A 19,861-nucleotide genomic window follows, 5' to 3' on the forward strand; every position below is an offset into this window, starting at 1 on the left:
TGCGTTAGACTATTGTTATTGATGTAATTAACCGAGGTCTCAAATGATTGAGTATCCTGTTGACCAACTTCCCCAGTTAATTGATGACTTGCTTCAGTGTGACACCACAACACGCAAAAATAAGTTACTTGCTGATGCTAAAGAAAAGCTTTCTACAGAACATCTATCGTTATTGTTTGAAGCATTACCTAAAGAACAGCGTTTAGAGATTTGGCAATTACTCGATGAAGATACGCAACATGAAATCTTCATTAACTTAGGTGGCGATAGCTGTCGTTGGTTATTGCAAAGTCTAGAAGAAGCCGAAGGCTTTAAGCTACTTGACGAAGTAAGCGTAGAAGAGTTACTTGAACTTGAAGAAATTATTCCTGAGCGCTTTGTTGATTATGCACGCAGACAACTCGATGAAGTTCAAACAAAGCAGTACGACCTTGCACAGCAATATAATCCAGAGCAGTTAGGTCACTGGCTCGATTTTGATGCGCTAAAAGTGTCAGAAAAACTCACAGTGGCAGGGGCGCGTAAAATTTTTCAAAAAGGTTTACCGCAATATACCGAGGTGATTTATTTAGTCAGCCGTAAGGGCACTCTCATTGGTGAAGTGGCTATCAACGCTTTATTTAAAGCTAATGATAACGACAGCCTGCTGGATTACGCGAACCTTGATGTATCGGCTTTACATGCTGATGACGACCTATACGAGGCTGCTGAAGTGGTTATTCACAGTGAGCAAATGGCGATGCCAGTTGTGAATGCCGACAACAAACTATTAGGCCGGTTATCAGTGTCATCAGCTTATGAATTGCGCCAAGAAGTGACCGACGAAGCCGCTGCAAAAGCCGGTGGTCTTCGTGAAGACGAGGATCTGTTCTCAAGCGTCACTAAATCGGCAAAAAACCGCGGTATTTGGCTTGGTATTAACCTAGCAACGGCGTTTTTGGCCTCTTGGTTTATCGGTTTGTTTGGTGCAACTATCGAGCAAGTGGTTGCGCTGGCGGTATTAATGCCGGTTGTCGCTTCTATGGGCGGTATTGCAGGTAGTCAGACGTTAACGGTTATTGTGCGCGGTTTAGCACTCGGTCAGGTTACCGACTCCAACCGTAGAGCACTGCTGAAAAAAGAGCTAAGAGTAGGGGCGCTAAATGGCTGTGTTTGGGCCTTTGTGATTGGTGTACTCACTTATTTTTGGTTCAACGATGGCATGTTAAGTTTAACCATCACTATCGCTATTTTACTTAACTTGGTTGCTGCTTCATTATCAGGGGTAGTGATCCCATCGATTTTAGATAAGCTTAAAATCGATCCAGCCCTTTCAGGTTCTGTGATCCTGACCACAGTCACCGACATCGTCGGTTTTGTTACCTTCCTAGGTTTAGGTAGTTTACTCCTTCTTTAAGGGATCGGATGCTGGCTAAAGTAGTGTTTAGCCGGCTTTTACTAGATTATCCTCCCTCTAATGTGAAGTTTTTCAAAGAACATAAAATAAACACTTTTATTTACCTAATACACAGTTATTATGAATTGTGACTCAGTCAAACTAAAAGGACGTTAATATGGTACTAGGTAAAAAAGGTGCGCTCGCTGCTTTATCGGTAATTTCAGTGTTTAATGTATCAGCGGCGCAAACTACAACTGGTGAACAAACTAAGCTGAGCGAAGATCCCACCAAGGTCGTCACTCAGTTTGGAGCAAGTTATTCAGATGAATTAAGGATCACCGGTTCGCTAAGTTTGGGAGCAGTTAAAAAGCTTAATGCCAGTGTGAGTGCCAATGGCGATGAATGGCGTGTTGGTGGCTCGTGGCTATTTGATATTGGCATTGTTAATTTTAACTTTGGTAAGCAAAGTTATGATCAGGGAGCTGAGCGTACAACCTATAGTGTTGGCACCTTTATGCCACTGAGTTACTTTGATATTGCGCCCTATGGTTGGCAAATTTTCGCTATGGGTGGTTATAGCCATGTTGATGGTGAAATTGCTTGTTTAGCAGGGCAAGGTGCGTGTTTAACAACAGAAATACCTGGCCCTGAGGGTTGGGTGCTCATTCCAAACAGTAGTGATGGTGGTTACTTGGGCGCGTTTGCTTTAAAGCCATTATCCGAAAAATGGACATTAATGACTGCTGCGGCTTATTCGGTGGGGTCTAACGATTATTCAGGGTATTTCGCCGCTATTGGTGCAAGTTATCAATTTGATAAGCAACAAAGTTTTAAACTATTTGCTGCAACAGAAGACAGTGATTATGGCTCAGATCAAAATTTAGTGCTGGGTTACACCTATCAATTTAATTAAAAACTACTGTTATAAGTTGTTAAATTTTGTTAGTTTTCTGAGTGAGTTATCACTGAGAAAATAGTGCATGAAGAAAAAGTTAGCCTTGTTATTGTTAGGATTATCGAGCCTTGATGCCAGTGCCTCTGAAAACTTTAGTGATCATGAGATGTTTTGTGATCCACAATCACAAATTAGTTGCTTAGATTACATTAACCAACAGCTAGCAAGCAGTGAACTTGGTTCTGCGCGTTGGTATGAGATTAAATCTTATCAGTTTGATTATTTCTACGACAAAATGGAATTTCAAATCTTGAAAGATAGCACTGAGCCTTTCATAACCAGTGAAGAGTTACCTGTTGTCTTTCAAGTACAAGTGTATTTTTATTACGCCAAATCAATGCACTATTTAGGCGACTTTGAAACTGGTCGTAAATATGCCACAAAGGCTTTTGAAAAACTGCAAGCAATCTTCGACTCATTTGGTAACCCTATGCGTATGGTTGAATTGGCTAATTTGCAATACGTGTTTGGTAATAAAGAAACGGCATTGCAAATTCTTGATAGGGCAGAGCGACGCTTTGGCAAAAGCAAAGATCCCATTTTCCACTTTGAATTGGCTTCGAATAAAGCAAATGTTTATCACTCATTAGGTGATGTAGACGGTGCACTTGCAAGCCGAAAAACCGCCGCTGATTGGATTTTAAAAACTAATCATAACCGCAAAATCTCTGTTGCTTTAGGTAATTTAGCGCGTACCCACCAACTTCTGGCAAATTATGAGCAAGCCGATGAAATCTATGTACAGTCTCTTAAGTACATGGACTCAGACTCAGATCGAAATATGATTGCTATATATAAGTTACGTCTTGCTGAAATCAATTGGCAAGCAGGAAAGCAAGATCAAGCATTAAAATGGTTTAAGCAAGTGCATAAAGAAGACATTCGGCAATCACATGCGAAACTTTATGCACACCTAGGTAACGTGCTTTAGATAGTGTAAAAACACCCTGGTTTTTCGTCTTCACCCGGCGCTAAAATTTGTAGATGGGTTGACTCACCTTGTTCCATCAAAGGCTTCATAGTTTTATCAAACTGCTTAGCGGCATGTTCAATTAATTTTGCTTGCTGTTCCAGTGCTTTAAAATCGGCATCATGAGCAGCCATAAGTTTATTGAGCTCTTTAGCCAACTTATCTTGCTCTTTTAATAAGCTTTTATTAATTCGCAGATGGTTTTCGTCTTCAATTACTGCTTCTTCAGTGATTGCTTCTATTTGCTCAGAGTACTCAGTAACTTGTAGCTCAATGTCACTAATAGGTTGTTCTAGCGCTTCTAGTTTTACCTGCTCACGTTCCAGCTCAAGGTATGCAGCAATCTGTTCGTTATTGAGGGTACTTTCGCTTACCTTTTTACAGTCTTTAAAAGTGATAACGCGATAATCACCCTGGTTGTTTGTTGTGCTGGCATTAGAGAGGCCAATACAAGCAGTAGTGGCCGTGATTAAGAGTGCACTTACGCTAATACGTACTAAATTCATAATGATGTCCTAATGGGTTATGTTATTTAGTTAGTCGTCGCAAGTGTGAAAAAGGTTGTTTAAAGCGAATTATTTTAATCGAGGGTTTTGGCTATAAAAGAGGTTGCGGTGCTAGCCTAAGCCAGCACCGACTTTTTTAGAAGCTATAAGTGATGTTACCGTAAATAAAACGGCCATCTAAGCTGTATGGCGCAAAGCCACTATAAGGGAAAATTTGGTTGAAATCGCTATAACCAATATTACTTACAGTATCTTGAGGGTACTGATCAAACAGGTTATTGGCGCCTAATGCAAACTTCCACTGCTCATCAGGGCGATAAGCCACTTCTAAGTCAGCAATCCATTTAGCATCAAGTACTTCATCTCCATCAGGAGTACTTGATGTATCAACTACTTCACCATAACGAGTTGCTCGTAATGTCGTTTGGAAGTTTTCATAATCCCATGTTGCAGATAGGTTCCATTTATCGGCTGGTGTGCCTTTTTCAAAGCGTGTGATTTCGCGACGAGAAAAATACTCGTAGCTATCGCCAAGGGCTTCTAGCTCTGCTGGGTTTTCTTTAACATTCGTCACTTCAGTGTCGTTAAAGTTAACTGCTGCACTTAAGCGTAAATCACCATAGTTTTCTAAACCTAATGAGTAGGTCGCAACAATATCAACACCTTGCGTACGTGAATCAATGGCATTAGTAAAGTAACGAACGCGCTGCGTATTTACTTCGCCTGCTTCGGCTAAAATCGCCTCAACTTCTGAGCCACTTAAGTTTTCAGACAAAACGATACGGTCGTCAATTTCAATGCGATACGCATCTAGGGTTAAGCTAAAGCCGCCTTGCGTAAAGATGAAACCCGCCGTCATATTAACGGACTCTTCAGCGTCTAAATCACGAGCTCCCAGTGCTTGCGCTGCAGGCTCATCAACAGGGAATAAACCCACTTCATTTGGCACACCATTTTCAAAAACAGTGCTTACTGATTTATAAGATGTTTGGGCAAGTGAAGGTGCTCTAAAACCTGTGCTAATTGCACCACGTAGCGACAGCGACTCGTTAATGCTATAGCGCGAAGCAAGTTTAGAGGTAAAGGTACTACCAAAATCACTGTAATCTTCAAAACGACCTGCTAAAACAAGGTTCCAATCTGTAGTTAGGTAAGTATCAAACTCTGCAAATACCGCAATGTTATGACGGCTTTTATCTGTTGCACTTTCTGGTGAGAAACCAGGTAATACTTGCGCGCCACCAGCAGCAACTGGATTGCCATCGTCATCTAATACAGTGAGGTAAGAGGCTGTTTCACCAGCTTTAATTTGGTAGTTTTCGTGACGATACTCAGCACCAATCGTAACAAACACATCATCAGGTAAACCTAAATCTAGTGTGTTGCTAGCATCCATATTCACTAGGTATTGTTCATAAACAAGCGAGCCATCATCAAATTCTGTTGGGCTGCTAACACCCATCGAGGTATTTAAGCTGTTGCTTACGCCAATTCCAAAATCGTTGCGACCATAATTGGTGCTTACATCCCAAGCCCAATCATTGGTTTCGCCATTTAGACCAATTGCAAATGAGTAATCATCAACATCGGTATCAATTTGCGGTAAGAAACCGTCAGGATACACTTCAGTTAAGTTACGAGAATCTTTAGCGCGACGATAAAAACCACCTGAGTTACCTTTACGGTTTGAGTAACTTGCAAATGAGTAAAGCGACAGCGAATTATCAAACTCATAACCTAGGTTATAAAAAAGCGCGAAGTCTTCGATATCGGCTTTACCAAAGCGGTGGTTATAGCGGTCAAAGTCAAATTCACGTGAATCTAAATCGCCATTCTCATCACGGCTATATTGCTCACGTGCATCAAAGCCAGAGCGATTTGTTGGCTCGTTATTACGTGACTCAATTGACACGTTAATAAAGCCATTATCGCCTAGTGCAAAGCCCGCATTAGCACTTGCTGTACGCGTAATGCCGTCGTTTACTTCACGGTCGCTGCCAGTTTCAAAGCTTAAGTTGCCTTCGCTATCCGTTGTGGTGTTTAGTAGCTGAGGAGAGCCTGCCATTTGTGTGTCGTATTCACCGTATGTGTAGCTCACGCTACCGCCTTCATCGGCATCTTTTAATACAATATTGATCACACCGGCAATCGCGTCAGAACCGTATTGAGCTGCAGCGCCATCACGAAGAATTTCAACACGCTTAATCGCAGAAGTCGGAATATTATTTAAATCTACGGCCGTTGAACCACGGCCAACCGTACCATTTAAGTTTAATAATGCACCGGCATGGCGGCGTTTACCATTAATCAGCACTAATGTGTGATCAGGAGCAAGGCCACGTAAAACAGCTGGTTTTGCGTGGTCAGTACCATCAGCAATGGTGGCACTTGGGTAGTTAAAGCTTGGTAATTGTGATGCCAATACTTGGCTCATATCAAGCTGGCCTGTGCTTGATAGATCGCGGCTTGTTAATAAATCGACAGGCACGGTACTTTCAGAAATGCTACGAAGGCTACGGCGAGTACCTGTAACAGAAATAACTTCAACATCTTGAACGGTGTTGTCAGTTGTTTGCTCAGCAGCGATTGCAGTCACTGATGTAGCTAGCGTACTTGCAATAGCAAGTTGCAAAGGTACTTTTTTAAAAATTGTCATTGTTGGATCCCATCTAACGTTGATTTCGCTTCGCAGTTTATCAATAAAAAAGGAACAAACAAATAACATAAAAGTATACTATATGATTATCTTAGCAAGCTATTTAGCTCACTAGGTTTACATTTTGTTAACCTCTATGCGCTAATGCTTATTTTATTTCTGCCCTCTGTTTTTGCTCGGTATAAAGCAGTATCTGCTGCACAAATTAATGCCTCTGAAGTACGATATTGATTATTAAACTCACAGGCAATTCCTTGGCTTACACTTATTCTAAAGTCACTTGGTAGACCTATATCAGTAAATGGCATGTTATTTACTTTTATTTGAATATGTTTAGCAATGGCGGCGGCCGTGTCTTTTTGGCAGCGAGGTAATATAATGGCAAACTCTTCACCGCCATAACGGGCTGCTAAACAATCGCGAGAAGGGAGTGAATCTGCGATTATACTTGCTACTTTTTGTAAGCATTTATCGCCTTTTACATGACCAAATCGGTCATTGAATAATTTAAAGTAATCAATGTCGATTAATATAGTGCTAATGGCTTGGTTGGTTTGTACGCTTTCTTGCCAATGCTCTTTTAATGATTCCTCAAGGGTTAATCTATTTGCAAGGCCGGTTAAATGGTCAGTGGTAGCCTGTTTAATTAAACGATTATATTGCTCTTTGTGTGATGATAAATCATGTAATACACAAATAAATAAATTTTCTGCAACGGCAATGTTTTTTGGCAGGCTCGATATACATAAATCCGCCTCAAGGGTTTTACTATCGGCGCGGTTTATTTTAACTTCGTTTGGCCCAAGGCTTATCGGCGAGTCTTTATGGTCTAACCAACTGAGTAGGGTATACATGTATTTATCACGGTCGGTGTCGTGTAGGTAATGTAAAATGTTTTGCCCGATTAACGCTTCTTGGTTGTCACCTAAAAGCTGTGCTGCCATCGGGTTTGCAAATTCAAACGTGCCTTGGCCATTAATGATAAACACTCCCTCAGGAATGTTCTGAAACATTTGGGCAATCAGCGCAAGTTGCTCTGAATTGATAGACTGCGGTAGTGCGCTTTTCGCTTCTGATTTATTAGTGCTTGGTTGTTCATTTTTATTAGTAGACACGTTCGTTTCCTTTTTGCCGATGCAAACGATTTTGGTGTCTATAAAGTTACTTAAAAAAGTGCAAATTAACCTTCTGGTAATCTTCTGGTTTTAATTTGTTGTTTTGTAATGTAAAAAAGCTCCTAAGAAGGAGCTTTTCACGAGAGGTATTTAGTCTTCTTTATCATTTTTTACTTGCGGGTCGGCACTTTCATAGCTTGTGCCATTGCACTCTACGATGAAAATCATACACGCAGTACCGCTATTATCATCTGTATCGGCAATCTCAATTGTTTGACCATCATTAGTGACTTTAAAGCTAAAGTCTTGCTCGCAATTACCTTCAAGGTTTGCAAATTTAGCACCTGTAAATTGAAAGCCCGCTTCAACTGTTGCGTTATCAAGTGTATAAATACCTAGGCTGTTTCTTTCATTGACAGTACCGCCACCAGAAACTTTCTGACCGTCTTGGAAGTATGTGAATACAGCTTCATTTTCAGTGTTAAGTGTAACGTTCACTGTAAAATTGTAAGTTTGACTTTCGCTCATTGTTATTACCTTCTAGTTGTTTTTATAGTTCAAAGTTAGTAATGCCTAACTCTATTAGTTTATTTTTAACCGCGCTTACCTCACTTACCTTATTTAAACAGGTGTAAGCTTGAATAAGTGGGTAAGTTCTTTTTATGCTTTTATTACCATTGTTGTTTTCTTCAATTGCATTAATAGCTTCTTGGCATGCTTGTTGTTTTGCTATTTTGTCTTCAGCAAGCTTTGCTTTAATTAAGTTAATCTTTATTAGAATAGAGTTGTTTTCTATTTTTTTAGTATCAGACAATCTCTCAATAAAGTCTGAGTTGCTTTCTAATTGTAATAAATGGGATTCGGCTTCACTTAAAAGATTTCTATTTATTAAATAATGAATGACACCTATTTGAATGTTTATTAAAGTTGTATTTGAAAACCCTTGGTTATCAATGTAACTCAAAACATCTTTTACCCTTTCACTAGTTTTATTTTTATCTAACAGCATTAATTGGTATGCAAGCGTTCTATAAAAGGTGCGTTGAAAGTTTTGATTTTTTGGATCTTGTATTCTTGCTTGATTAATCGCATTGGTTGCTTTTTCTGCTTTAAAAAATGCCGCTTTCTTGTTTGGGAAGTAGCTCAATAAAAAGCTTTGCTGCATATAAGTGTTTGCTAAATGACTTTGCAAACTTGCATCATTAGGTGACGTTTTAAGCATGTTGACTAGCTGTTGAGAGGCTTGCTCAAGCATTTCGAGTGCTGCGTTTAAATTACCGAGCCTTTCTTCTGTGGTTGCAATCCAGCTGATAGTATCTGTCTTATCGCGTAATAAATTTTTGTTATTAGGTTTAAGCTCAAGAGCTTGGTTTTTAAGTTTTAAAGATTCAGTAAAACTTTGTTTTGCAAGTGCGTAATTAAACTGTTTTAAATACAGCGAGCCAAGTGAATTGTGTGAGTAAGATAGCTCCATAATTGAATTAAAGTCATTAGGGGCAAGTTGATACATCTTTTCACTGTAAGCCAAGTAACGTTTGAACATTGGCTCAGTCGCTAAGTAATTACTTTGTTCATAAGTTAAATTACCAAGCCAAAAAGCATTAGCCCCTGCGAGCATTAGTAAATCAAGGTTGTTGGGTTGAATTTGTAGTAATGATTCTAGGCGCGTTCGCGCATTTTCAAAGGCGGTGAAGGCTTCGTCGGTTTTGCCGCGCGAGTACGCCACTTCGCCCATGGCCTCTAAGGTTTGAGCGTATTGAAAACGGTTATTAAACTGGGCTTGTTTATCGCTAAAGTCAAACAAAGACGCTGTTTCTTCGTCTTGATTGGTAAAATACTCAAGGGCTTTATTGCTGATACCATCCAGTAAATCCATACGTTCAACGCTTCTGAGTTTATCGGCAAATTCACCAACCATAAAACCCAATAAACTCTCCGCTTCTTGGCGTTTTTGTTTTGCTACTTGTTCGGCGTGATAGCTGCGCACGCTCATAAATGTGGCAATAAAGGTTAAGCACACAAGTGCAGCCGCCGTTATTTGTAACACGCGCTTTTTACGTTTGGCTTTGTTGTTAGAAGCTTTAATTAACGCTTGGTCGTCGCTCGATAAGCTAAACATAGGGTTTTTAACTAGGCTTTGTGCTTCTTGCAGCGGTTTACCTTGGGCTAATAAAAAGTCGCTGTGTTTATGTTCAAGCAGCCAGCGCTCGGTGGCTAGTTGCACACGGCTTTGAGTTGCTAAGCTTTGTTGGTGTTCTTGCACCCAATCTATGGCGCGTTGCCAATGGCGCAGCAGCGCTTCGTGGGCAAGGCTAAAGCAGGCTTGCTCATTTTTAAGGTGTGATACAAACAAGCGGCTGTCGACCATGGCCTGAACAAGCTTGGTCGCAGCAGGGCTGGTTAATTCGCTCCAACGCGCAGCACGGCTGGTGAGCGTTTCGCCATCTGGGCTTAAAGTGATCAGCTTAGAAAGTACTGCGGCAAGTTCAGTTTGTTGGTCTTTGGGTAATTGGCAAAATACCTGTTCGGCTTTTTGGCCGATAGCTCCTTCGATAGTGCCTAGGGCTTGGTATTCAGAAAACAATAATTCGTTGTCTGGGCTGCGCTGCAAGTAAAGCTGCTGCAAGGTGTATTGCAGCATTGGCAATGCATCTGGGTTATTGGCAGTATCGTTACAAAGTTGTTCATCAAGCGGTGTGTGATGCTCTGGGTGATGTTGCCAACTTAAGCCTGCTGCAAGTGCTGGCAAACGGATCATTTGCTTTAGCTCAGAGCGAGTTGGCGCTAATAAATCAAAGTGTGCGCCATTTGCTTTACCTGCCATTAAACTTGGTTGACTCACTACTTGCGGGTAAAAGTCATTACGACAGGCACTAAAAATGATCATGCAGCCACTTGTTGCTAAGCGCTCAATAAGTGCTAACAGCTGGTTGCGCTCGTCATCGCTAAATAGCGGCGATGACAATAGCACTTCGAGCCTGTCGATAAATAAAAATAAATAGGGCGTAGTGCGCTCTTTATTTAGCGCTGCAAGTGCTGCTTTACAGCGAGAAATAACCTGTTCTGGATCTGTTAGTAACAATTCAGCCAACGCATCGGCACTTATATCGCTAAGTACTGGTGCGTCGTTTATTTCTAAATCGAGCAAGGTTGAGGCTAAATCAAGCAGTAAGCGCTCTTTGCTGACATCGGCAAAGTCGAGTTGGCAGTAACTGTGTACTCTAATGCCATCGTAACCATTACTCGACATTAAAGCGGGCAATACACCTGCGTTAACTAACGACGATTTACCTGAACCGCTGGCGCCTAAAATTAAGCAAAATGCGCGACCAAATTCTATTTGAGCCGACACTCGCTGTAACAAGGTGGCAATTTGTTTGTTACGACCAAAAAACACATCGGCTTGCTCAGGTGCAAACGCACTTAAGCCAACAAAGGGCGAATCACCTTGCCAACTGGTTTGGCTGGCTTTTTGTTCTTCGTTGAGTGGAAAGTTGATTTCGGCAATAACCCGATAACCACGTTTACGAATGGTTTCTATGTAATGCGGATCACTTGCTTTATCTTCAAAGGCTTTACGTAATTGGGTGATCACTTTATGTAGGGGGTTGTCACCCAGCGCTACATTTGGCCAGCAATGGCTGATAATTTCTTCACTTGTTAGTAGCTCACCTTGTTTTTCGCATAGCAGCAGTAATACATCCATCGCCTTTGGTTCAAGATGCTTTGTTTGTTCACCGCGTCGGATTGAGTTGGTGGCCGGGGTAACTTGCCATTCGCCAACGAAAAACAGTGCCGTATTCATAGTGTTATCTTCATTGTTATTGTTAGAAACGCAGTCCAAGTGGACCGATTTTATATTAGATTACGGGATACTTTGATTAATACAATATTATGAGATTAACAGCAAGCACCTTGCCTTTTCTGACATTAAAAAATCATATTGATGTCGTGTATATAAAACTTTTTGTAAAGTTTGTTTGACTTTTTGTGTTGCTAGGTTAATCTTTAGTCAAGTTTACTTTACTTTTAAGGTGAGAATAATGAATCAAACAGGATTAACCTTTAAACAACGTAATAAGCAGAACACGCTAAACCTCGCGAAATGGACATCTGCATGGGTGATTACATTAGCAATTGCCTCATTTGGGCCACATTTTTTATGGCAAGAGCAGGCTCTTTTTAGTGTTGTGGCAATCTTAATTAATGTAGTAGTTGGCATCATGATGATTTTATCTAACAAACGACAACTACAAGGAATGGATGAGCTGCAGCAGCGTATGCACCTTAATGCAATGGCCATTACCTTGGGTGCAAGCTTGGTATTTGGTTTAGCTTACTCGGTGGTGCAATCAAGCGGTTTAATTAGTTTTAAAGAAGATATATCGCACCTCGTGCTCTTTATGGGCTTAACCTACTTAGTGAGTCTTTTAATGATGAATAAGCAGTTAAACGACGAGGGCGAAGAATGAAAAACCGCTTGAAAGTACTTCGTGCAGAGCACAACTACACCCAAGCGAAGCTCGCAGAGCTTTTGGATGTGTCTAGGCAAACTATTAATGCGATTGAAAAAGGTAAATTTGACCCAAGTTTGCCATTAGCATTTAAAGCCGCGCGTTTATTCAACCTGAGTATCGAAGAGATATTTCAGGATGAATAAGCCTTCAGCCTTCAGCGATCAGACTGAGAGCTGATAGCTTAAGGCTTACAGCTTTGTTTTTTCATCTGCATCGCACTTAACGACCACATTAAAAAGCCACCTAAGAATAGTGCGGCCGAAACATAGCCTGTTTGACTAGGGAGTGCGCCTTCGGCAATAGCCATACCGCCAAGCCAAGGGCCAATCGCATTAGCTGTATTAAACGCACACTGCACCAGTGCACCAATCATGGCATGCCCTTGTGGTGATACATCCATTAATAACGATTGGATCACGGTACCTAAACCAACACTAAAACCAATAAAGAAAATCACCGCGTATAACAGCCAAATATTATGGCTTGCGCTTACATAACTGGCTGCAAATACCACTGCACCAATTAGCGCTGCGCCTGTGGTTTTCAGCGGTGAGTGGTCGGCGGCTTTACCTAATACATAGTTACCTAAAGTACAGCCAATACCGAACATGATCATAGCAATAGAGATAGTGTAAGCAGGGGTATGGGTGACTTCTAAAATGGTGTCGGCAATGTAAGTGTAAACACAAAATACGCCACCAAAACCAATAATGATGATACCCAGAATGGTCCATACGAGCTTGTTCTTTAATACACTTAACTCATCGAGAATCGATGTTGGCGTGGTATTTTTTACGTTAGGTACGTATTTCACAATCAATACCAAGGCAACTAACGCAAGTGCAGCTGTGCCCGCTAAACAATAACGCCAGCTAAAGTTTTGCCCCACTAAGGTGACCATGGGCACACCAACGATAGTAGCAATGGTTAAACCCATAAATACTTTTGACATAAAGCTTGCGCGTTTATCGGCAGGGGCAATGTCGGCAGCCAATAAAATAGCGGCGGCGAAGTAGGCACCGTGTGGTAAACCACTTAAAAATCGAAATAAAATAAGTTGCTCAAGTGAGTTTGCAAAAGCACTTAAGCCATTGAATAAAAACATCATGCTGACAAACATCAACAGTGCATTACGCTTACGCATGTTGGCGGTTGTGATCATAAATAGCGGCGCACCAACGACTACGCCTATCGCGTAAGCACTGATGGCATAACCACTTTGCGCTGGCGTAGACGAAAATGTTTCGCTGATCAGGGGCAACATTGGCATCATAGAAAATTCTGATAGGCCTAAAATGAATGTGCCTAAAGCCAATACTATCAGAATGGTAAACGTGCTTGCGTTGCCTTGGGAGTTGGCTACGTTAGTCATGTAATTCCTTTAAAATAAATTTAAAAACAAAATAGATTTTTGATAATTGAAAATGCCAGTAACAAATACTTTGTTCTGGAGTAGAGATGTGTGCCCAGCGCTATTGTAATACAAATTAACGGGGTTGATACAGTACTTTTTGGAACGTTCTATATTTGTTTGCTATAAGAAAATAACCTGAACTTCTTAAGTCTTTGCTGTTCAAAATAAATACAGAGAAAAAGCCAACTATACTTGGTTAATTAAATTGGTTTGAAGGAGAGTGTAATGAAAAAGATATTTGCTTGTATCGACGGTTCATGCATGACCGATGCGGTGACAGAAGCGGCTATTTGGATTTCTAAGCGCTCCAGCCATCCAATTAATTTTCTGCATGCATTAGAGCCACCTTTGCCACAGGGCAGTGATGATTTAACCGCAATTATTGGTTTAGGTTCGCAAACCTCATTGTTAGAGCAATTGGCAAAACTTGAACAAGAGCGCAACAAAGTAGCGTCGCAGCACGGTCAATTATTGCTAGATGAAGCAATGAAAAAAGCCGAGCATGCAGGCCTAACCGAGATTGAGCAACAGCAGCTTTCAATGAGTCTTGTTGATGCTTTACTTGAACATGAAGACAATGCCCGCGTGATGATTATTGGCCGCTCTGGTAAAGGTCATTATGATGATTTTAAAGTACTGGGCTCACATATTGAAACGCTGATCCGTCAGGTGCATACCCCGGTTGCTATTGTGCCGCCGCAATTTCATGAGCCCACAAACTTTATGCTGGCTTATGATGGCAGCGAAAGTACCGACAAAGCGATTACACAAATTATCAAGGGCGGTATTTTATCCGGCTTAGATTGCCACTTGGTGATGGTTGATAAACAAGACGGTCACTGCCAAGACAAACTCGATACTGCCTCAGCAAGGCTGGCAGAAAATGGCTTTAATGTGAGAGCGCGCATGCTCGATGGCGATGTTTACCAAGCGCTGTGGCGATATAAAAGTGACCACGCCGTTGACTTAATGGTGATGGGCGCATTTGGTCACTCTAAATGGCGACAATTCTTTTTAGGCAGCACGACCTTAAAAATGCTTGAAGATAGCCGTATTCCTTTAGTGGTGTTGCGCTAAGTTATTTACCTGTGACAGGGTGCGACAATATGTCACGTGTTCAGACTAATTAATGAGTTTTATAATCAGCGTCATTAATTATTTGCTTTGATTTTAAAAGAGTTATGAACACGCAATCTTCTCGCCCTGGTTTTTTATTTTCTAAAATTGCTGCAGCACTTAGCTGTGTATTAAGTATTTCGGCCTTTGCTGATGATTCTATTGAAGTGATAGAAGTACAAGGTCATGCCCAAAATAACCATCAATTAGTTGGCTCTGCAGGCGCGTTACTGAAAGATTTAGGTGTTGATTTTTCAGCGGCCGGAGGGGTGTCTAACTTGCCGGTGATGAACGGCATGATGGGCGATAGAGTTAAAGTTTTAGTTGATGGTGCTGATGTTACAGCAGCGTGTGCTAACCAAATGAATCCGCCACTCTCATATGTGTCGGCAAACCAAATTGCCTCTTACAGTGTCGTTGCTGGTGTATCACCGGTGAGCAGTGGCGGGGATAATATTGCCGGTGTTATTAGGGTAAATACGATTGCCCCTGAATTTAGTGATTCAGACTCAGTGAACTGGCGCGCGGGCTATGTTACCGCCCAGTACAAAAGCGTTATCGATAGCCAAGCATACGCGCTAGGTGCCAGCCTTGCGAGCAAACAGTTTAGCTTGTCTTACCAAGGCAGCTTTGAAGATGCGAACAGCTATGATGATGGGCATGGTGAGCGTGTACTTGATACCTTATATCGAGTGCAAAATCATGCCTTAACGGGTGCTGTTCGTGATGAGAAACAACAGCTTGTAGTTAAACTGACGCATCAAAAAATTCCTTATCAAGGCTTTGCAAATCAATACATGGATATGACCGATAACACCAGCTATGGTTTTGTTGCTCAGTATCAACGTGAGCTTGAAAATGGTGATTTGCAGGTGCAAGTGAATGCGCATGATGTAAAACACGAAATGGGTTTTTTCAGTAATGAGAAAACCGGCATGATGCCAATGAATACCGATGCACAAGATTACAGTTATCAAGTTCATTGGCGCACTGATTTATCAAAACAGTCATCATTAATGCTAGGGCAAGAATACTACGGTTATCGAATTGATGATTGGTGGCCGGCGGTTGCAGGGTCAATGATGATGGGCCCAAATGAATACGTAAACATTAACGATGGCAAACGTGACCGCCTTGCGGCATTTGCTGAGTACCAAAACCAAGTAAATCAAGCATGGTGGGTGTCGGCAGGTGTTCGAGTTGAGCAAGTCACCACAGATACTGGCGAAGTGCAGGCTTATAACGAAGGTGGCATGAGCGGTATGGCTAATATGGGCTCAATGATGGATATGTCAAAAACCGACGCCCAAGCTGCGATGGAATTTAACCAATTAGACCGTAAACGTGACGACACCTTAGTTGATATTAGCTTACTTGCTCGCTATCAATTATCGAATAACGATGAGCTGCAATTTGGTTTAGCTCGTAAAAACCGTGCACCTAATTTATATGAGCGTTACAGCTGGGGTGTAGGCACGATGGCAACCACCATGATTGGTTGGTTTGGTGATGGTAATGGTTATATTGGTAACCCAGATTTAGAAGCCGAAACAGCTCACACATTGAGCTCTAGCTACACCAAATTAGCCAAAGACGACAGCTGGCAAGTAACGGCAAATGTTTGGTACACGCAAGTAAATGATTATATTGATGCTGAAGTGACTAAGAGCTTTAATCGCACCGACATGGCGCATACTAAGCGTAATATTCTTACATTCACCAACCTAGATGCGACACTTTACGGTGCAAAACTGGCAGGCTTAATTGAACTTTACAACACAAAGCAAGCAGGAAAGTGGCAATTAAAAGGCTCACTAACCAGTATTCATGGCGAACGTGATGATAGCAATGAAGACTTATATCAAATTATGCCACTACACACTGAGCTGAGCCTAGAGCACGAATACAAAGGCTGGCAAAACGCACTGAGCTGGCAGTGGGTTGATAGTAAAACCTATGTTGATGAGCGCCGTTTAGAAAACCAAACCGACAGCTATCAGTTACTGGCTATATCAAGTCAGAAAACGTGGCAAAATTTAACCTTTAAGTTAGCAATTACCAACTTACTTGATGAATATTACCAACAGCCACTTGGCGGTGTAAGCATTGCTAATTACAAGCAAGATATGAGCAATGGTTTTGAGCAACTTGCAGGGCAAGGGCGCTCGTATAATGCCAGTGTGAGTTATAGGTTTTAGAGAAAGCTATCAGCTTTCAGCTGTCAGTTTGAAGCTGAACGGTGTTGCTTATAGGCCTTTACCAAAGGCCTAGCTCGTAGGAGGTTTTTGGTGCCGAAATATCTTCACAAAGAAAATGACGAGCTTTCAGCTTTCAGATTAAAACCAGAGCTTCTAGTTACGAGAGTAAAGTTAGCGAGTCAGGTCACGTGCTTGATACAAATGTGAAATAAGCTGTTGTAGGCGTGAAATTTATTTCGCGTTAAAACAAATTGCACAAAGAGAACAGAATGAGAAGACAATGAGGAATAACAATAGATTACTTGTTGTTTAACTCTAAAGCGCAGCGCCTCATATCCTCTTTGTGCAAATAAATGTCTTTGACATAGGCGTGAAATTTATTTCGCGTTAAAAAAATTGCACAAAGAGAAAAGAATGAGAAGACAATGAGGGAAAACAATAAATTACTTGTTGTTTTGCTCTAAAGCGCAGCGCCTCATATCCTCTTTGTGAGTTAAAGATCTTTTTTCTAACCACAGAGGACATAGAGAGCACAGAGGAAGAGACCATAAACTCTTTGTTAATATTATTTTCTCTGTGTAGCGCGAAGCGCCTCGGTGTACTCTGTGGTTCAAATTGTCTTTTTCAAAATGTTTTCTCTAAAGCGAAGCGTCTCTTATCCTCTTTGTGAATCATAGAAGTATTGCGCGATGTAAAATCGCGCCTACAATCTTTGCCTCGAAACTCGCAATCATTTTATCGGCAAATATATATCCGTTTGCAGGTCACATTCATCAACTTCATGGATGAGGTTGAGGTAATGAAAGAAGCAAGGGAAGTCTCTGACTTCTTCGCCGCTTTGCACCAGCCATTCACGGTATAAGTAGTAAACTGTATCGCTAATGGTGTCATGAGAGCCATTATGACGAACAACGGCGCAGCGTCCTGCTGGAATTTCACCATTTCGCACACCTTGCGGGTTTTCAGTAATCGGTGAGGTGATACTGCCTGCGAAGTCAAAACGAAACGCATGGTCTTCAGTGGTGGCCGGATCGCTATACGGGATCCCATACGTGTTACTGGTTTTAACAGGTGAAAAGCCTGATTCTTTGCGCCACTCAATAAATTGTGCAGCGGTATTCATCAGGGTATTAGCTGCGCCTTGGTGGGTTAATAAAGCCACCGGCTGTGTTTTAAAATCAACAATGTTTACATTCATAGGGCAAACCTTTTTGTCAGGTAATGAAAATTCAAACTGTGAGTGCCAATTAGGCCAGTTTGGTTTGCTTCTGAATTCGCTTGGCGACTGTGTAAAGGTGCGCTTAAAAGCACGACTAAATGCTTCTGGGCTATCAAATTGCGCTTCTAATGCAACATCAATAATTTTAAGTTGATGCTCAAATGCAAGTCGAAATGAGGCACGCTTTAAGCACGCAAGCTGCGCATATTTGGTAACACTTAGGCCAACTCCAGCGACAAATAAACGATGAAAATGATACTTCGAACAACATGCCACCTCACTGAGTGTCTCCAGTGATAAAGGTTCATCAAGATGCTGGCTAATGTAGTCACATACTAGCTCAATGCGTTGTTGTTGCTTCGTTTTCATGGTTACTCGTTAATGCTTTTCAGAAGTGGGGCCAGTTTGCCATGGCCCCTAAGTCGTTACCTGATTGAAATTGCGCATTTTGCTTAACATTCACGAATTGTAGCAGCTGCTTTTAAGTCATAGAAAGTGTTCGAAGTTTCTAGAAAAAATCAGTTTGGGATAGTTAAGTAAATACTTTTGGTTTTCCTCTAAAGCGCAGCACCTCTTATCACTCTTTGTGAGTTAAAGATCTTTTTCTAACCACAGAGGTCACAGAGAACACAGAGGAAGAGAAGGAGAGACCATAATCGTCTTTGTAAATATTGTTTTCTCTGTGTAGCGCGAAGCGCCTCGGTGTGCTCTGTGGTTCAAATTGTCCTTTTCACAAAGAGAATAGAATAAGAAGAAAATGAGGGAAAACAATAAATTACTTGTTGTTTTGCTCTAAAGCGAAGCGTCTATTATCCTCTTTGTGATTTTAATGTTTCTCTGTGCAGCGCGAAGCGCCTCGGTGTTCTCTGTGGTTCAAATTGTCTTTTCACAAAGAGAACAGAATGAGAAGACAATGAGGGAAAGCAATAAATTACTTGTTGTTTTGCTCTAAAGCGCAGCGTCTCTTATCCTCTTTGTGAGTTAAAGATTTTTTTTCTAACCACAGAGGACAAAGAGAGCACAGAGGAAGAGAAGGAGAGACCATAATCTATTTGTTAATATTATTTTCTCTGTGCAGCGCGAAGCGCCTCGGTGTACTCTGTGGTTCAAACTGTCTTTTACATAAAGAGAATGGAATGAGAAGAAAGTTATGAAAAACAATAGATTACTTTTGTTTTGCTCTAAAGCGCAGCGTCTCTTATCCTCTTTGTGAGTTAAAGATCTTTTTTCTAACCACAGAGGACACAGAGAGCACAGAGAGCACAGAGGAAGATAAGGAGAGGCCACTCTTTGTAAATATTGTTTTCTCTGTGTAGCGCGAAGCGCCTCGGTGTACTCTGTGGTTCAAATTGTCTTTTACATAAAGAGAATAGAATGAGAAGAAAGTGATGAAAAACAATAGATTACTTTTTGTTTTCTCTAAAGCGAAGCGTCTCTTATCCTCTTTGTGAATCATAGAAGTGTTGCGCGATGTAAAATCGCGCCTACAACCTTACCGCTGACCGCTAGGTATTTTAACTTTCCTGCTCAGCTTCTTGCTGTGCTAACTTTTCGCGTTCTGCCTTTGAGATGTAGGCCGGTTTATTGCTTTTATGCAATTTTGCATTGGCACGCTTATCTTTTTGCTTAAGTTTAGTGAAGATCTTTTTTCTGCGGTTCATGAGTCTAACAAACGAATTAATAGGGTGAGTGGCTATTGTACCTTGTTGGTATTTTTAAGCGATCTATTTTGCTTGAATTAGAGATGTTATGTCGGCGTTATAAGCGTTACAATCAAGGCGACTTTCTAAAAACCTTCTTAAACTCTGGAGCTTATC

The 19,861-nt window shown here is 41.3% G+C and carries 15 protein-coding genes; 7 read left to right on the forward strand and 8 right to left on the reverse strand.

The genetic code is table 11. The annotated features are described in order from the left end of the window. Positions 1-43 precede the first annotated feature (43 nt). The 3 genes from NFU46_RS13435 (at position 44) to NFU46_RS13445 (ending at position 3,264) form a co-directional block, all read left to right on the forward strand. The gene (locus tag NFU46_RS13435; RefSeq protein ID WP_054560666.1) at positions 44-1,396 is read left to right on the forward strand and encodes a magnesium transporter; all 1,353 of its coding nucleotides are present in this window, start codon (positions 44-46) and stop codon (positions 1,394-1,396) included. A gap of 157 nt (positions 1,397-1,553) precedes the next feature. Further along, positions 1,554-2,291 carry a hypothetical protein gene (locus tag NFU46_RS13440; RefSeq protein WP_208855482.1) on the forward strand — a complete coding sequence of 246 codons (738 nt, stop codon included), beginning with the start codon at positions 1,554-1,556 and terminating at the stop codon, positions 2,289-2,291. A gap of 67 nt (positions 2,292-2,358) precedes the next feature. Further along, positions 2,359-3,264, forward strand: a complete 906-nt coding sequence (locus NFU46_RS13445) for a lipopolysaccharide assembly protein LapB (RefSeq protein ID WP_251602528.1) — start codon at positions 2,359-2,361, stop codon at positions 3,262-3,264. Here the strand turns inward: NFU46_RS13445 and NFU46_RS13450 are convergent. From NFU46_RS13450 to NFU46_RS13470, 5 genes are all read right to left on the reverse strand, one after another. Beyond that, positions 3,261-3,809, reverse strand: a complete 549-nt coding sequence (locus NFU46_RS13450; protein WP_251602530.1) for a hypothetical protein — start codon at positions 3,807-3,809, stop codon at positions 3,261-3,263. The genes NFU46_RS13445 and NFU46_RS13450 overlap by 4 nt on opposite strands. A 136-nt stretch (positions 3,810-3,945) precedes the next feature. After that, a complete protein-coding gene (locus NFU46_RS13455) occupies positions 3,946-6,465 on the reverse strand; it encodes a TonB-dependent siderophore receptor (protein ID WP_251602532.1) in 2,520 nt (839 codons plus the stop codon). 134 nt (positions 6,466-6,599) lie between these two features. Beyond that, positions 6,600-7,580 (reverse strand): GGDEF domain-containing protein, encoded by a 981-nt coding sequence (locus NFU46_RS13460; RefSeq protein WP_251602534.1) that lies wholly within the window; start codon positions 7,578-7,580, stop codon positions 6,600-6,602. A gap of 150 nt (positions 7,581-7,730) precedes the next feature. Beyond that, the gene (locus tag NFU46_RS13465) at positions 7,731-8,108 is read right to left on the reverse strand and encodes a DP-EP family protein (protein ID WP_251602536.1); all 378 of its coding nucleotides are present in this window, start codon (positions 8,106-8,108) and stop codon (positions 7,731-7,733) included. Between the two features lie 22 nt (positions 8,109-8,130). Beyond that, positions 8,131-11,385 carry a winged helix-turn-helix domain-containing protein gene (locus NFU46_RS13470; protein WP_251602539.1) on the reverse strand — a complete coding sequence of 1,085 codons (3,255 nt, stop codon included), beginning with the start codon at positions 11,383-11,385 and terminating at the stop codon, positions 8,131-8,133. 238 nt (positions 11,386-11,623) lie between these two features. Between NFU46_RS13470 and NFU46_RS13475 the strand changes: the two genes are divergently transcribed. Both NFU46_RS13475 and NFU46_RS13480 read left to right on the forward strand, forming a co-directional pair. Next, positions 11,624-12,052, forward strand: a complete 429-nt coding sequence (locus tag NFU46_RS13475; RefSeq protein WP_251602541.1) for a hypothetical protein — start codon at positions 11,624-11,626, stop codon at positions 12,050-12,052. Then, positions 12,049-12,240 (forward strand): helix-turn-helix transcriptional regulator, encoded by a 192-nt coding sequence (locus NFU46_RS13480; RefSeq protein ID WP_054551820.1) that lies wholly within the window; start codon positions 12,049-12,051, stop codon positions 12,238-12,240. The genes NFU46_RS13475 and NFU46_RS13480 overlap by 4 nt, the downstream gene beginning before the upstream one ends. Before the next feature lie 38 nt (positions 12,241-12,278). Here NFU46_RS13480 and NFU46_RS13485 read toward each other — a convergent pair whose 3' ends face one another. Continuing rightward, complete coding sequence (locus tag NFU46_RS13485) at positions 12,279-13,469, reverse strand: MFS transporter (protein WP_251602544.1); 1,191 nt, start codon at positions 13,467-13,469, stop codon at positions 12,279-12,281. Positions 13,470-13,736: 267 nt separating this feature from the next. Between NFU46_RS13485 and NFU46_RS13490 the strand changes: the two genes are divergently transcribed. Together NFU46_RS13490 and NFU46_RS13495 are read left to right on the forward strand one after the other, a co-directional pair. Then, positions 13,737-14,588, forward strand: coding sequence for a universal stress protein (locus tag NFU46_RS13490; RefSeq protein ID WP_105174682.1), 852 nt, complete (start codon positions 13,737-13,739; stop codon positions 14,586-14,588). 104 nt (positions 14,589-14,692) lie between these two features. Then, the gene (locus NFU46_RS13495; RefSeq protein ID WP_251602546.1) at positions 14,693-16,825 is read left to right on the forward strand and encodes a TonB-dependent receptor; all 2,133 of its coding nucleotides are present in this window, start codon (positions 14,693-14,695) and stop codon (positions 16,823-16,825) included. Between the two features lie 730 nt (positions 16,826-17,555). Here NFU46_RS13495 and NFU46_RS13500 read toward each other — a convergent pair. Further along, entirely contained in the window at positions 17,556-18,413 is an 858-nt protein-coding gene (locus NFU46_RS13500; RefSeq protein WP_251602548.1) for a GyrI-like domain-containing protein, read from the reverse strand. Positions 18,414-19,558: 1,145 nt separating this feature from the next. Further along, a complete protein-coding gene (locus NFU46_RS13505; RefSeq protein WP_064971746.1) occupies positions 19,559-19,705 on the reverse strand; it encodes a DUF2986 domain-containing protein in 147 nt (48 codons plus the stop codon). Positions 19,706-19,861 lie beyond the last annotated feature (156 nt).

It is taken from the genome of Pseudoalteromonas sp. NCCP-2140 (genome assembly GCF_023708065.1).
Taxonomy (GTDB): domain Bacteria; phylum Pseudomonadota; class Gammaproteobacteria; order Enterobacterales; family Alteromonadaceae; genus Pseudoalteromonas.